General features: G+C 40.4%; 13 protein-coding genes. All 13 read right to left on the reverse strand.

The annotated features are described in order from the left end of the window. Positions 1–94 precede the first annotated feature (94 nt). Positions 95–1,210, reverse strand: coding sequence for a FecR family protein (locus tag B2746_RS19055; protein ID WP_290797557.1), 1,116 nt, complete (start codon positions 1,208–1,210; stop codon positions 95–97). A gap of 74 nt (positions 1,211–1,284) precedes the next feature. Next, entirely contained in the window at positions 1,285–1,857 is a 573-nt protein-coding gene (locus B2746_RS19060) for an RNA polymerase sigma factor (RefSeq protein ID WP_290797559.1), read from the reverse strand. A 75-nt stretch (positions 1,858–1,932) separates the two neighbouring features. Then, positions 1,933–4,707, reverse strand: a complete 2,775-nt coding sequence (locus tag B2746_RS19065) for a DUF2264 domain-containing protein (RefSeq protein ID WP_290797562.1) — start codon at positions 4,705–4,707, stop codon at positions 1,933–1,935. Between the two features lie 4 nt (positions 4,708–4,711). Next, the gene (locus B2746_RS19070) at positions 4,712–5,848 is read right to left on the reverse strand and encodes a glycoside hydrolase family 88 protein (protein ID WP_290797565.1); all 1,137 of its coding nucleotides are present in this window, start codon (positions 5,846–5,848) and stop codon (positions 4,712–4,714) included. 17 nt (positions 5,849–5,865) lie between these two features. Further along, complete coding sequence (locus B2746_RS19075) at positions 5,866–7,188, reverse strand: BNR repeat-containing protein (RefSeq protein ID WP_290797568.1); 1,323 nt, start codon at positions 7,186–7,188, stop codon at positions 5,866–5,868. A gap of 61 nt (positions 7,189–7,249) precedes the next feature. Beyond that, positions 7,250–9,334 (reverse strand): peptidase domain-containing ABC transporter, encoded by a 2,085-nt coding sequence (locus B2746_RS19080; RefSeq protein ID WP_290797571.1) that lies wholly within the window; start codon positions 9,332–9,334, stop codon positions 7,250–7,252. Continuing rightward, on the reverse strand, positions 9,321–9,815 hold the full coding sequence (locus tag B2746_RS19085; protein WP_290797583.1) for a thioredoxin family protein: 495 nt from the start codon (positions 9,813–9,815) through the stop codon (positions 9,321–9,323). Before B2746_RS19085 ends, B2746_RS19080 begins: the two co-directional genes overlap by 14 nt. Beyond that, complete coding sequence (locus tag B2746_RS19090; RefSeq protein WP_290797587.1) at positions 9,812–10,480, reverse strand: hypothetical protein; 669 nt, start codon at positions 10,478–10,480, stop codon at positions 9,812–9,814. Before B2746_RS19090 ends, B2746_RS19085 begins: the two co-directional genes overlap by 4 nt. Before the next feature lie 10 nt (positions 10,481–10,490). Next, positions 10,491–11,132 (reverse strand): ATP-binding cassette domain-containing protein, encoded by a 642-nt coding sequence (locus B2746_RS19095; protein ID WP_290797589.1) that lies wholly within the window; start codon positions 11,130–11,132, stop codon positions 10,491–10,493. Between the two features lie 6 nt (positions 11,133–11,138). Beyond that, the gene (locus B2746_RS19100) at positions 11,139–11,825 is read right to left on the reverse strand and encodes a DUF5687 family protein (RefSeq protein WP_290797592.1); all 687 of its coding nucleotides are present in this window, start codon (positions 11,823–11,825) and stop codon (positions 11,139–11,141) included. 738 nt (positions 11,826–12,563) lie between these two features. Beyond that, positions 12,564–12,776, reverse strand: a complete 213-nt coding sequence (locus B2746_RS19105; RefSeq protein WP_290797595.1) for a hypothetical protein — start codon at positions 12,774–12,776, stop codon at positions 12,564–12,566. Positions 12,777–12,955: 179 nt separating this feature from the next. After that, positions 12,956–14,515, reverse strand: a complete 1,560-nt coding sequence (locus B2746_RS19110; protein ID WP_290797598.1) for a membrane dipeptidase — start codon at positions 14,513–14,515, stop codon at positions 12,956–12,958. Positions 14,516–14,572: 57 nt separating this feature from the next. Next, entirely contained in the window at positions 14,573–16,462 is a 1,890-nt protein-coding gene (locus B2746_RS19115) for a glycoside hydrolase family 97 protein (protein ID WP_290797601.1), read from the reverse strand. Between the last annotated feature and the right edge of the window lies 1 nt (position 16,463).

A 16,463-nucleotide genomic window follows, 5' to 3' on the forward strand; every position in this document is an offset into this window, starting at 1 on the left:
CGGGGAAAGGTTCCAGCTTTTCCCGTTCTTTTTTCAACCGATGGTATACTTAAGGGATTAAGTAGCGGTGTAGTGTGCTGATACTTTTTAAGGGTTATTCAATTAATACCAATCGTTCTTCATTTATCCGGTAGCGAAAAGGCTCAATCAATTGCAAGGCTTCCAAGGCTGCTTCCAATGGCTCCTCTTTAAATATGCCGGTAAATCTTCTTTTTCTGAGCTTATCCGTTCGAATCTCTATTGTTATATTGTACCATCTTTCCAGCCTGGGAACCATTTCTTCAAACAATTCATTTTTAAAAACAAGCATATCGTTTGTCCATGATGTTTCCTGAACAACTGCAACTTCTCCAATAGCTACTTCTTTTATATCCTCCAATATAAGCTTTCTGTCAAATGCTTTAGATTGAAGGGTTCGTCCCGGTTCCTTGGTTTGCTTATTTTCAACAATTGATACTTTTTCAGATGGACGTAATACAATTTTCTGAGCTGGCCTATCCCTAACCGTTAGTTCCACCAGTCCGCGTATAAGCGCAGTTTCGGTTATACTGTCTTTCGGGTATGCCTTCACGTTGAATGCGGTACCAAGTACCCTGATACTTACTTTATCGGTAGTTATAATAAAAGGGCGATCTTTATTGTGTGCCACATCAAAATATGCCTCTCCGGAAAGTTTAACCATTCTTTGCTTCCCTTCGTTCATGTTTTCATCATAACTGAGATGCGTATCACTGTTGAGCCAAACCAGGGTACTGTCTGGTAATGTGATTTTTTTTCTTGCCCCTTTCGCTGTTTCAATTCTTGTAGTACTTGCAATAATCTGTTGATCAGTGCCATTGGATGGGGAATCCTGCCAAAACAGAAAAACAGTGAATCCAGTCAGAATTGCTGCGGCAGCCCAGTAATACAGCTTCCTGTTGCGATCTGCCGGAGCGATAACATATTCCATTTCAACTGCATCCGCTGTTTCCGCAAGCTCCGCCTTTGTAAAATCATCCAGAAAGCGGATTCTATGCGCTTCAAATGCCAACTCAGCTGCCTGATCATCCTCTGATTCAGTAGAGTTTTGCCATACATACTGTAACAATTCCTCCTGATAGGAAATATCCGGAAACATTGCCTGAAGAATTTCAAGTTCTTCCAGTTCTTCCTCACTGGCTTCTCCCGCCATCTTACGGGTCAATAATTGTATTATTCTTTGTTCACTCATGAAGAAGTCCTTGCTGATCCTATTGAAATGACAACAAGAAAAACCAAACTCCCTATAGGCTTGAATACTTTTTTTTAGCGGGTGCTAAGGCCATATTTTAGTTGTACGGCGGAGGTAATTTTCCGTATGGCTGTTACCAATTGGGCATCCACTGTTTTCACGGAAATATCCAGAATGCGGGCCACTTCACTGTAACTGAAGCCATCTTCTTTTACCAGCCGGAATACCAGCCTGCACTTAGGAGGCAGTTCCAGTATCGCAGCTTCCAGCTTTCGTTTCATTTCTCTGGTTACAAAAACCTCATCCGGATTAATTGCAGGTAATGAAACGTCAACATCAATTTGATCCAGACTCAATGATTGGAGACGACGTTCTTTTTTTAAGAAATTGATAGAGAAGTTCCTTGTAATCGTAAAGAGCCATGCCTTCAGGTTCTGTATTTCAAGAATTCCGGCACGTGATCGCCATAGTGTAATAAGCACATCATTGGCAATTTCCTCCGCCCATTGAGGATTTCTTACAATAGACTGTGAAAATTTCCGAATATCCGGATAAAAATGAAGAAATAAACTACGATAGGCAGCTTCGTCTTGCTGTACAGCAACGCGATAGATTAATTGTTGAATATCTGCAACAGGTGTTGGCATAAGCAAGCAGTCGTGACGCAGGAACTAAAATAGTCAATCGGGTTGAATAAACCAAAATATGTGTATTTATGACATTTATTTTAATTTCCACACACGCACATAATCCACTTCCATTCGTCTCGGAAAACTTGTGCCAGATGGATCTCCCCCATTCATTCCTCCAAGAGCAAGGTTCAGCAACATGTAATGGGGTTGTTTAAAGGGATGAAATTCAAATCCGTCCTTATTTTTTAATAATAACAAAGGGGCCTTAATCAGCTGCTGATTATCTACATAGAGTGTTATGTTTTTTTCATCCCAATCCATTCGCCAGGTATGGAATTGAGCGGCCCATTTTTTTCCTCCCAAACTATCAGTAAGGCGGATGGAAGAAAACCATTCCGGTTTTTTGTCAGCACCCAAACAGGCAATGTTGGCCAATAGCTTGCCTTTATAGTATTCCATGATATCAATTTCCCCATTCGCGGGCCAGGGTTTGCTGATACCCAGCGTCCACCAGGCAGGCCATAAGCCGGCACTAATATCGATCCGGGCACGCATTTCAAATCGACCATATAACCAATCTGCTTTAGCTTTTGTAATCAGACAGCTTGAAGTATAATTTATCTCTTTCCGATTTTTCCGCCAGTCATTACTACCTTCTTCATAATTGGGATTCGGTTTTGTTTCCCGATTGGCTTCTATTACCAGCAACCCGTTTTCGCAACGTGCATTCTCCGGTTGGTACCATTGTAATTCATTATTACGTACGAAGCCATATTCATAGCCCCATTTTGTGCTATCAGGAAAACCTGTCGTATTGAATTCATCCGACCAAACAAGCTCGTACTTTTTATAAACAGGTGGTGGTGCAGGCTCAAAACGGATTATTTTTTCCAACCCGTTCCGGAAACGAATCCGAATATTGGAGCCCTTTTCTTCTGCCTTAATTGATTCAACAGGAATCAATTCATCCGGCGTCCAATCTTCCCCGGATTTTTTCCACAACAGTAGTGTTGCGTAAATGACCGGACTTTGTTTGAGGCGGAAATAGTTTCTGGCATTTAGTACCGTGCTTTCTTTTGCTTCCGGATGAACGTTTCGGGTATCTACTGCTGTAATTGAATCCCAGCCGCTCAATGGGATCATTGCCAGCTGATAGTTCCCATTATCAATAATTTTCACCTCAAACCCATGGATTCGACGGGTGGAATTTTTAATTTTTCCATTTATGGCTGGTAATGCATAATGTCCCAGCCGGATTTCAGCAGCAGTTGTACTCAGATTCCGGTCAACCCTCAGAATCCCATTGGGTAATGGCATATCTGCCAGTTGCATTCGAATGGAGGAATCGGTTTCCAGAACCACATCGCGATAATATACTTCCTCCTCAAATTTTTTAAATCTGAATAGCCGGAATGGCTCCCACTGCTGCCGGGCATTTTTAACTATATAATTCATGGCAACAACACCACTCACGCTATCTGCCTGCCAGGGGAAAGCACTGTTATAGGATAATCGATTGTAGTTTTCACTGGCGCGAAAAGGCTCCCGGGCATTAATCGCCTTCACATGGCACCAGGATCTGATCTCTGATGCACCAATACCTGTGTAATCAGTAATCAGGATATTGGAGCCGGGCTGAAATTTATTAACCACCTGTTGGGATTTAAGTTCCTTTTCCCAGGGCCCTTCATTTTCAATGGATGTCCAGAATGGATTGTCAGCTGGCACGAGTAGTCCCAGAAATGCCTTGCCCATCCAATAAGCACTCCCCCGGCAACTATAGGGTTGAACTGCAGGTTCAAATGCTCCATAAAATCCCAATGTTGGTACATGATCTTCCAAAAAATCAGGATGTTGCAAAAACTGCAACAATACGCCGGATGCAATCCGGCGCATCCAGCCATAATTTGTACCCGGCTCCTGAACTAATCCCATCAGGGGAAAGGGAATAACCGAGCCCAGCCGATATGACATACTTCGGCCCCAAAGGATCATTTTACCATCCCGGCTAAACAGGTAAGGATAATTATCCTGAACATCTTTAAAATTGTTGATGAACTGCTGTGCGTAGACAGGGTAATATTGGTTGCCAAATAGATGAGCCCAAAGCGGGCCGTACATCTGAAACGCCCACATACTGTAATAATCATAGGCAGGAGCATCGTTATACCAGCCATATCCCCGATAATGATCCAGCGATTTTTGCAGGTACTCTTCCATCAGGTTTTCGTTAATCGAATACCCTCTTGATTTGAAAAAGCTAAATATAAAAATGTTGAAGAATTTCCAGTTGGACGCAACAGTTGGGCCGTCGGCATAACTCAGCATCAGGTTAGCCAGTGCATCCTGTTGCGGCTTCGTAAGAGGATCCCAAAGCTGTTCAGGGGCAGCGAACAAGGAAACGGAAATAGCACCCAATTCCACCAGCGTTTGAGTTGGCCAGTTTATTTCCTTTGTTCTTGGTTTTATGTAAGCCTCACTGGACGGATTGAGTAATCCCAGCAGATGGTAGCGGTAATATTCAGCAATATTGATATTCCGGATTCTAAGCTCAGGTTCTTCTTTCAAGAGGGAGGCTGCAAAAAAAAGTGTTCGGGATAAACCTTCGAGTTTCTCTGTAACATGTTGTGCAGCTTCTCTTGGGTAAGATTTGCCGGCCTGTTTCGGAAAAACCATTGGATCTTCCAGTTTACTGATATGGTGAAAAGCACCATCCAGTAAATAAAGAGCAGCGTCTTTCCAATGCTGCCGTGTCATACCAGTATGCGGACTCCGGTTATAATCCGGATTTTGGAGGTTAAAAACAGTTTGAGCGCTGAGATGTTGCACTATAAAGGAAAACAATAGGAATAAATAGGTACGCATCTTATCAACGGTTTAGGTATCGGTATTGCTCACACGCTGCAAGTAGAAATGCTCCTACACCAAAACCAGCGGTTGAGTTTTTATCGACTATTTGTCCGGGTATGGCCCGCTCTCCAATCGGTTGTACATAACCCACACGGCCATCAGACTGCAGGGCTGTTTGGGTAAGGTAGTTCCAGGATTTGGTTACAACGGGTGCATACGTTGTTGCATCGAGATAGCCATTATTGATCCCCCATAAAAATCCATAAGTAAAAAAGGCTGTTCCACTGGTTTCTGGTCCGGGTGCATGTTCCGGGTCCAATAAACTCCGGGTCCAGTAACCTTCCGGCTGCTGGCAATCTTTAATAGCAAGCGCCATTTTTTTGTAGATTCGGATATACGCTTCCCGATGGGGGTCGTTGGACGGTAAATCTTTCAGCACTTTTGCGAATCCGGCAAAAACCCACCCATCACCTCTCGCCCAGAAATCTTTTTTTCCACTTGAAGTTTTATGTTTGGGGAATACATATTTGGCATCGCGGAAATATAATCCGGATGTTGAATCATACATAATACTATTCGCGTAACTCAAATATTCGTGGAGTTTATCCAGGTATTGCCGGTTTCCCGTTATTGAATATAGTTTTGTCATAACCGGCATCACCATATATAGACCGTCTGCCCACCACCAATAATCATTTTGGGCGGTGCTCATCTGGTATTCCATTACTTCTTTTGTACGGGCTATTTTCTTTTCATCTTTTTCCAGTTTATAGAGGTCAATATAGGTTTGAAAGCAGATCTGCCAATCGCCGAAGAGCACATACTCATCTTTTTCACCATAACTATACCTCCATTCTGCTTTATTGGCTGACCTGGCACCCTTCCATTCATTGTGTTCAGCCCATGCAGTCGAATAATTGCGATAGTTTTCGTTTTTTGTCAGAAAATAAGCTTCCATATTACCCGTATGATAAGCCGCAATATCCCAGAATGCCCATTGCTGGGGAGGATGGTTAGATTGCCAATAACTGTTCACTTTATGAATGATCTCCAAAACTTGCTTTTCCACTACGGAGCTTCCGATTTTTTTCGAAGAACTGCATGCATTTAGCAGTATTGAAAAAATCAGGAAGACGAGTATGTGATTTCTATTCATTGAACTAGTTGATTTAATTATTTAAATACCCTTTTCCATTCCAACACATTAACCAGGGTTGGTTTGACACTGGCGACGCCTTCTCCATCCACCTGGGTAACTTCCTGAACAAAGAGATGTAAAACCTGTTGGTTTTTCCACAATTCTGTGTCATAGGAAGGCTCCCAGGATCCCGCCGAAAACCTGGTTAAGTCTCTTAAATGCCATTTTTGCTTTTTAAGATTAGTACAGATTGCGGCAGACACCCGGTTGCCTCTCTCTTCATCCCGGAACAGAAGTACCACGGCCGTTTTTTTACCAATTTGACCGGCGATTAGTTGTGGTCGGGATATTGGAATACGTTTACTGCCCATGCCACTCAGACTGAAGGGCGTTTTTCTGAAACCGAGATTTTGAATCTGCCATTGGGTGCCTGAATTATATACCAGCTGATACTGAGGTATTGAATCTGATGGAGCTCGCCAGTAGGTTGCGATAAAAGGGTGCCCATCGTCATCGGCAACCATGGAAGTTTGATTGATAAGCTCACTGTTTTGAGGAACGTAGGCAGCAATTTCAGCAGTTCCTGCAGTTATTGGCAGTCTATATTTTTCACCGGTTGATTTTTCCCAGGTTTTACCACCGTCTTTGGATTGTGCATAACAGAGATCGTGATTGGATGCTACATCCGGACTCTCCCGCCAAACCCAGGAAAGGTGAATGGTCCCTTTGGAATCCAGGCATGCCTGCCAATAGGCATTTCGTTGCATTTCACCGTCAATCAGATTGGAATGCAGTTGCTGCCAGCTTTTGATTGCGCTATTGTACCGATTGATCACAAGATTCCCCTTGCCTGAACCACCATTTCTGTAAAAAAACAGCAGGTCACCATCCGGCAGTCGGTAAAATTCCGGATAGGAAACTGCAGCTTCCTCCAGTCCGGTCATGGCTTGTTTTACCCCAAGTTCCAGAGAACCCGGAGCAACTGATCTTGTGTATCTAAGTGGATTATTATGGTGATCCCAAGCCACATGTAGGTAGCCATCGCCATCAACCATGATACTGATGCTATTATGGGCATCCCTGGCATTCCCTTTAAATCCGGTTTTCTTTACCTGCCAGCTGCTGGTATTAAGGGCACGTTTACCAAGTATCAAATCTGCATCGGGACTATAATATGCAATGAATTGAGTATCTCTGTAAGTAACCAGCGAGTTTTTCCGAAATACAGCAGCATTAACAGAATTATTAGCCCAGCCCGAATCCACCTGAATGATTTTTAAAGCAGCACTGGGGACTGTTTTATGACTGCATCCTATAAGGCCGACATATAGCAGTAAAATGAAAAATAAATAGCGCATACTGATCAATAAAGCACAATTTAATCCGGAACCTTATGGGTGATGGGGTACAAAATCATATTTATAATCGAATGATAAGATCTGAACAATTTAGAAATTCCGGATTTTTATGCGATACACATACGATCAGCATTTTATCTTTTATTCTTAGCAATAAATTATGAACCCATTTTTCGGTATCTGCATCCAATGCCGCTGTTGCTTCATCCAATAAAAGAATCGAAGGCTGTCTGTATAAAGCGCGGGCTAATCCTATCAACTGCTTCTGCCCCCCTGAAACAATCAAACCGCCTTCACCAAGATTGGTATTTAACCCCTGCGGAAATGTTTTGAAAAAACCTTCCAGGCCATACTTATTTAAAATTGTCAGAATTTTTTCGGGACAACTATATGCTTCCTCGAATGCAATATTTTCTATAATTGTACCAGCAAGCAATGTTATTTCCTGAGGCACCATGGCTACCAGATTCATCCAGGAAGAGAAGGATAGATTACGCAAATTAAATTCATTATTTATTCGGATTACTCCATCATATTCCTCGTTCAGTTTGCAGATAATATTCAAAAGAGTTGTTTTTCCACTGCCATTTTCACCAATAATGGATATTAGTCCGGTTGCCGGAAAAACAAAATTCATCTCGGCTTCTTTTAATTTTGTCTGATGTATAGCAGGACGAACATGCTCAAAACAAATCGAGGAATAAGAATTAATTTCAATTTCCTGAGTTCTGGCATTCGCATGAGCCAACTGAAATTCAATCAACCGATTGAATGCTATGGAAGCTTCTTTTAATGGTACGGAAAATGCCGCCAGATTTGTCAAAATAGGAAATAATAAAGAAACAAATCCAATAACTGATACAAATTCACCGGTTGATAAATTTCCTGAAATAGCTGAAAGAGCTGCCATATAAATAACAAGCAGCATAACCGGCACAATAACAATTCCCGAATATAATCCCAAACTGGAAATAGCCGAGCCATACTTCTTTTGTGCGTCCTGAAACTGTGCCTGATTAGAAATCATCAGGCTATTTGCCAATTCCTCCTTTTTAAATAATTTATATACTCGAATGGAGGAGATTATGGATATAAATTGTTGTTCGAACCAGGTATTTCTTCTTATAAGGTTTAATTGTAAACTGCTTAATTTATTCGCACGCTGAGCCATCCAAATGATATAAAAAGGACATACCAGTATCATAATCAATCCAATCTTCCATTCATACAAAAACAATAGAACGAAAACTACGCCCAAAAAAAATACATCTATTATGACATTGCTAAAAACGGCAAAGACAACCTGTTGAATTTTTTGAGCATCCCGAAATCGAACGGTAAAATCACCTATCTGATGTTTATCAAAGTAAGTTGTCGGTAACAGCAAAAGCCGGGAGCAAAACCAGGCAAACAGTCGTCTATTAAATAATGCAGTTTGCCGCAAAATAAATTCCATTCGAATTCTTGTTAGCATTTCCTTTCCCAATAAAATAGAAAGAAGTAGAATAAATGCAGTTCTCATTTGCTGAATGGCCTTATCCGGAATATAAGAATCTACAATCCGCTGAACCAACAGCGTTAGCAGGCCATTCGTTGCAGCAATCAAAGCCCCAAATACCAGAATTACGATAAAGGGAAAGAGCAGATCATCTACCATTTCATAGATCCAGCGTAGTTTATGTTTATTGGTAAGTCGAAATGGTATACTATGTTTCCTTGGATAAATATGGATACAAACTCCTGAGTCCCAAAATTTTTTGAGCTGATTTTCCGTAATAATTGACTCGCCGTTAGCGGGATCCATGATTTTATAGTTCCTTCGGGTTTTATTTCTTATGACTTCCGAAAGCACCACATAGTGGGGCAAGCCAGTTTCATTTTTTACCAATAGGACAAGCGGGATTTTGGAAAGGTCCAATTCCTGCAGCTGATTTACCCTGTACCCTTCTGATTGGAATCCTAGTTTACCAGCGCCTTCTTTTAAGCCTCTTAATGTAGTGCCGGTCAGCTGAGTGCCACATAGCTCCCGGGCAAGTTCAACAGGTATTAATCCACCATAGAAAGCAACAATGCTGGTCAAACATGCTGCACCGCAATCATTTGTGCTTTCCTGCCTGACAATCGGATATCTTCTATTTTTTTTCATGCTGGATCATTTGCAGAATGGCTTCTTTGCCTCTATATCCGGTAATCCGGGTTTCTAATTTCCCATTCCGATAAAAAAAATAAGACGGTGTAGAGGGATATCCTAATTGGGCAAACCAGATTTTATGCCGATCATTCAAAAATGTAAACCTATCCAATTTCCCAGCTTTAATTAATTCGCTAAATCCGTATCCGGTACTTTTATCATTAATTGAAATAAGAATGAGATTGGTTCTTTGTAGGTTAAAACTTATCTGTGCAAGATCGCCGACTGCTTTCCTGCAATGTTCGCAACCAGGATCCACCACTATTACTAAACTATTTGCATATCTGTTTTTATCCGGTTCCGGCTTTGACCAGCCCGCACCTAATAAAATAGGAAGATCCCGAATCAATAGCTGTCTTGCATATAGATTATATACAAGAAGGGTTATTCCAAATACAACAAGAAGGAACACCACAATAATTTTAGTTTTTTTCATATGGATGGTATATATAATTGTTGAATAAAACTTACCAACAGGATCCAGGTAATCAAAAAGCTTCCATAAGAATATAGGATAAAACGCATGCCATGTTCAAATTTTACCTGCAATTTCTGCGAGACAAGAAATCCAAGCAACAACATATAAACCACTTCAAACATGTTTATAGACATAAAGGAAAAATGAAGGGGATGATTTTTTTCAAGTGGAAAAATTGCAGCAATTGACAGAGATGTATAATTTGCAATATCATCAAGCGTATGTACCTCTTTAAAAAATACCAGTACGATAGTCCGCAACAATGAAGCCAGTATGAATATGAGCTCGGAAGAAAGCACAATGTAGAAAACTGCTTTAAAATCCAGTTTACGATCCGAGAATATTAGCGTAGCATGAATTATCAAACTTATAAACAGGAGCTTCCCAGCCATAGCCACTGGTATTAAAAAATAAGAAACAGTCCTGCTCTTCGAAAATATCTCAGTTAATTGTCCTTCATTTTCATTTCCTGCCAATTTATTTGTTGCAAATAAAACTTCCTCAGTTATGATATACTGATTGGAAAAAAACAATAAAGACAGGTAAATAATGACTTCAACAGTAAAAATCAGCCATAGATTTATACTGCTCTCCCTTTGCAGGGAGCCGCTAATCCTTTTCATGGTAAAAATATTAATTGATCATGATCCCATTTTCAAGCAATATGGTATCTGTAATTAATCCATCAAGAAGTAGTGGATCATGACAGGTGATTAAAATAGTTGTTCCCTTTTCGAAATGGGATTTCAAATGCTGTTTTAATGAAACTTGTGCGGATTGATCCAGATACGCAAATGGTTCATCCAGAACAAGTAGGGTTGGACTACCCATCATGGCAGCAATTATCCCAACCCGAACCTGATTGCCTGATGAAAGATCCCTTATATAGGTTTTATTATTTAGCATTTCTGGTGTACACAAGTCAGAAAAATACTGATTCAAATAATTTTCAGGTGAAACAAACGATATCTTTCGAATTTTTGCCATTAAATCAAAATATTCGATCGCTGAGAGAAATCCTGGAAGATAGGAGCTTCCAAGGTATACACCGGTAAAGTGCTTCCATGATTCATCTTTGCTTACATCTTTCCCCTCTATTCGGATAATTCCATTTTGCCGGGGGTAGAGGTCAAGCATTGTTTTTAATAAACTTGATTTCCCTGAGCCATTATTCCCAGCAAGATGAGTAATGGATTTATTTTTTACCCGCAAAAAGTCAATTTGCAGCATAAAACGATGTCCAAGTTTGAGTTTCAGATTGGTGCATTCCATCATACAGAATCAGTTAATAAGATTAAGTTTATACTGCCAGTTTTTACTTCGGGAAAGCTGAAGAAGTTTAATTGGTAAAAAAAGCAATGCAATTATTCCCACTACCATAAAGTAAATATTAATCCATGCAGAACCTGAATAGTAAATCTGTAAACCATAAACCACCAGTGGTACACCAAGCAAGAAGAATTCAGAGAGATAATTATAAATAGTGACGCCCGTAAAATTGGCAAACATACCCGCTTTATTTGGATCAATTTTGCGAGCCCCGGCAGTACCTTTAAGTAGTGCGGCTAATGGAATAGTTGGTAACAAATAGAAACAGAATGCCAAAACAAATGGAAGATAACTGGTATTCCAAAAATAGATCAATGGGACTATGCTGCTTATCAATGTCATGAAAATTATTAACAATACCCTTGCACCAAAATAGGCCAGCCAATTTATAGGAGATAGAAAATAAGTTGGCAGAAAATAAAGCTGCCAGGAATAGAACAGTAGTGAGTAAGTCAGGGGCAATACTGCAACCATTGTCATAATCATCAGGTACTTTACTATCTCCAAATCAATATTATTCAGATAAAAAAATATGCAACCGTAAAATAAACAGGCCAGGAAACCCAGAAAAAGCTTTCTTGTCCGCGCATTGCGCAGAAAAAATTTAATCTCTGTTATTAATAAAATCTTTAACTGCATGGCCAGGACATTTTTTCAAATAACAAATATTGGCGGATGTATTGGTAAAATTTAAAAATTATCACACTCAAAAAAAACCACATTAAAAGCACATTAAACCAGAAAAACAGACTTCCCCAATGATCAGACTGTATTTCCTTAAGACTGAGATGACTGGCATATAGGATACCTGATGGAAGTATAAGTAAGAACCATCTAAATACCTGATGATTTACATGCATTCCTTTGAACCAGACAAATGAATAATGACCAACCAGTATGGCACCCAGATGAAGAAATCCAACACTCCAAACCAAAAAAGGATCGAACATAGTCCAGTTAAAATAATAAATGAATATTAGTAAAATCGAGATGATATTAATCCACTCCAGCAAAGACCTAAAAAGAATATACCATGCCAATAGTTTTTTTGTTATTCCCATATGTAACAACTGAAATATAGGGAGATAATTAACTCTGGTGAAAACAAATCGCATAATCATATCAACCAGAAAAATTACACAAGAGCCAAACAACCAGCTTTTTAATCCGGAGTGATTCTTTTGAAAAAAACGAACCAAAACAAAAACCATAAAACTCTGATTTGCCAGAACAAATATTGGAAGGATTAAAGAGAGTAGTCTGTTTCCAGGGGGTTCTCTTAGTACTTTTTGAATGAATTCGAGTTTTAGAAGTTTAACCATATAGGAACAATTTGAGATTAAAAAAGTGAAACAGGTTTCCCTGTTTCACTCATTTTTAAATTATTCTACAGGATTTGAGTGTACTATACAAACCCTTCACATACCCTAAGCCAACTCCTGCAAATGCAAGCGCGCTTCCACCTGTAGCAATAACACCTGCAATTCCAATTGCAGTTCCCACTACTGTAAGTGCAGCAGTTATTCCACAATCCACATCACTGTATCCTCCCTGAAATGAAGCCATTTCACTTTCATTCAACTTCTGCATAATTTTAAAATTTTAAAATGAAGACCACATTAACGCAGCAGCCTATACGCGTTCCGGCAAAGTCTATTCGTAGCTACTGAATAGTCAATCCACACATATCTGTCGATTGCCTGTATAAAAGTAAAAAAGAGATTACTAAATTTATACCCGTGTTTTAACGGTATTTTGGAGATATCTGTCTACTTAAAATGATTCTGCAGAAAATGGAGGGCATTTGAATAAAATAGGCCATCAACCAGTTGTTCAATATCGACTTCTTTCTTTGCAATTCCGGATTCTTTCCAAATTTTCCTGCCTCTTTTTAAGCGGCGATAAATCTCGTATTGAAATTCAGGCATTTCTGTTGCGTTGTTACAACAATCGATCGGGTTGATAAGTCCATCAAAATCAGATCCAATACAGATCTGACCAATCGCTTTATTAAATGGGATTCCGGCCTGTTTTACAATATGCAGAAAATGTATTAATTGATTAAGGAAATAGGAATAATGTATTTCGCTCGTAATAGGTTCCTGCGCCTGTATTTCTTCTCCAGTCTGGGCAGATTCCGGATCACGGATAATGGGAACATTGGAGGGATCGGTATATGGTTGAAAAAATGCCAGAGCTTCTTCTGCTGAAATATATTCATGATCTGTAGGAAATATATTCCATTGATAGCCGATTATTTCTGCCGGATAACCAAGAATTCGCTGATCAAGTGATAGTCCAATTAATCCTCCCGATCGTAGAATATCAATCACTTCTTCATCATATAAATTAATGCTGCTGTGATTGAATGCCGAATTGGAAAGATGTCCTCTTCGTTTTACATGCCTGATTTCCCAGACACCCATCCGTTCAACTGGTTTTTCATACAATTGTGCATATCTGTTTCGGCTACTGATTCCCGTGAAAGCTGCATGCGTACATATTAATGGAATTCCGGGATAGGAATATTTATGCAATTCAATCAATTGTTGTCGGGCAACAAAACTTAGGTGTTTAAGATCAGTTAGGATATTTTGTTTGTATAATTCTTTTACAATTCTTTTGCCTGCCTGCGTTATACCATTCCCTTTCGGATAAAACAGTTCATCTTTAATAAACTGGATTCCAAAGGCATGAGTAAAAAAGGGCATAGCCTGCATATGAGCCAGGTTGATTGCGAAAATTTTTGTCTTATACCTTTGTTGAAAATCAGCCAGGTTCCTGAATAGGCTTTCTTCCGCATCCGGCGCATCCGGATCATCCATAAGGCAATGTATTCCTTCAATCATACAGATTCCATGCACGATGTTAGTTGCATCAGGTTGGTATTCATTGATAGAATTGATAAACCTGAATCGGGCTTTTCCACCTTCACTATCGGAATGTTTCAGAAGGGAATCTATGTTTTTACATAACCAGGAGTAATAAGAAGGGGTATCTCGAATTGAAATTAGCACAGCCGGGTCAAGTGGATTTATTCTTCCATTACTGGCTACTTTTCTTTCAAGTACTCCCCGCGCAATATTTTTTTCGATTGAATACAATACTATTCCAGCGAGGTTTACTCCTGCTTGCTGCAGTTGACTCAGATTTGCCTGAGAGTTAAGCGTATGGTTGAACAGGCTATTGATGCCGATCTGCGTTTCCTGTCCAAATAGTTTACCGATTTTAAGTTTTGCTTCGATTTTACTCCAGGGACTAAGCCTTGCCTCTTCCGGCGCCAGCAGTTCCTTAAGAGAGGGGTGAATATGAAAATCAAAAATCGGCATACCCAAAGATAGGTGTCAGACAGGTGTTAGAACAGTGTTCTAACACCTGTCTGACACCTAATAACGGAAGCGGGCAACAAATCCACCCTGGGCGCGTAGAGAAATTGTAATGCTATTTGTTGAAGAATAACGACCACCACTTTCAATCAGAGAAGTCGCTGAAGAAGGGTCATCCCGTAACAATTTACCTGAATACTCACCCTGCCCAAGAAAATCCAACGGCACAATAAGATTTGCTATCGGCTTTTCTGTTACCGCAACCAGGTACCAATCGCTCCCTTTTCTCCTGGCCATAACTACGACATCTCCAATAGCACTCGGTTCAAGCACCCGGGTTTCATCCCATTCTACCGGTAGGCCCGTTATAAATTCCTGCTGACCAGAGGCCACAATATCCGTCGGGCTTGCAGATAAACACAGAATAGGTGAAGAAAAAAGAAGCGTCGTGGCAATCTGAAAACACCAACTCGCACCAGCCGTCATATCCCGATGATATTTCTGCCGCCAACTGGTATCCAGAGGATTATCCCGACTCAAAATCAACGGAGTATAATCACCCGGACCAACCAGTAAGCGAGTAAATGGCAATACAACAGCCCGCCTGGAATTGGGCCCGTATTCATTTCCCTGAATCCCTTCCCGCGACATTTCATTGGGAAATTGATGCTGCAATCCGGTAGGCTTATTGGCTCCGTGAAAATTTACCATGATCTTATAGCTTGCAGCTTCTTTCAAGGCATCCCGATAAAACCGATTGATTTCCTGGCCCTCATGATTGAAGAAATCAATTTTTACTCCCACAACGCCAACCTCAGCACATCTTCTAAAAAAAGTCTGCATTTTATGAGGCGTATTTATACCCTCAATCCCTTTAAAATCAGGGTAGGCTTTCCATAACCAAACCTTTACTCCCTGTTCAGCAGAATATCTAACCAGATCTTTCATCATGGCCCAACTATCCTTTTCTCCATCCTTCCAGTTGTTCCATCCATCATCTACGAGATTATATGGAATCCCCAATTCACCCGCCCATTTGGAAAATTGTTTCATATCCTCATACCCTACTACATATTTGCTGGCAACATTATAATCAGTTAACCAGCTCCAAACGGAAAGTCCCGGTTTGATCCAGTCAGAAGCCCTTTTAAATAACCCCGGATCAGGGCGAGACGACAAATTTGCCATCAGGTCATTGTTTACCAATTCATTCAAACTACCCGTCATGAGTAACCGCCAGGGACTTTGAACAAGTCCCACCCGGCGGGTATTACCACTAAGCCGGGTTTCAAAACTTCGTCCTCCTTTTGCTGCCAGTGCCATCCCGGCATAATCCTCCAGATCCACTTCCGTCAAAGCTGCATATAATCCATTTCCATAATCAATTACAAGGGGTGGTCCAATAAGCTTTCCAGCTTTCACAGAATCTGAAACCTGCATATGGTACATTCCTTCATAATACTTTATGTCTTCCTGCATCCATAAGCGAGTAGATGAAGGAAATCGAAACCTGGTTTTCTCATCAATACTGACACTATCTGCAACAGTAAAGCGATATCTATAGGCCAAACCATCGTTGTAGATCCGAACCACTAAATCAAATGGTTTTCTGCCTCTTCTTTCCACCCTGTAGGTCTGTTCCCGATACCAGTTGAGCCCCTCAGAATGCGTGCCTCGTGTTTTAAAAGCAGTTCTATAAGTTTTATCACTTCTTTTTTTAACCCTGCTGATAAAAGAACCAAATCCTTCCCCATCAATTATAAAATTGATGGTTGCTTCTTCCAGCACCAATCTGCCGGATTTACTAACAGAATAATAAAGTCCACCCTCCTTTGTAATCAGTGAAAACTGAACCGTTCCATCCGGTGATCGACCTTCCATTACCGGAATCGCCATCGCCATAAAACGCAGCAATAAAAAGCTCAACAACAATCCTATTCTATGTTGCATA

Origin of the sequence: Flavihumibacter sp. UBA7668 (assembly GCF_002483205.1) — a bacterium.
Taxonomy (GTDB): Bacteria; Bacteroidota; Bacteroidia; order Chitinophagales; family Chitinophagaceae; genus Flavihumibacter.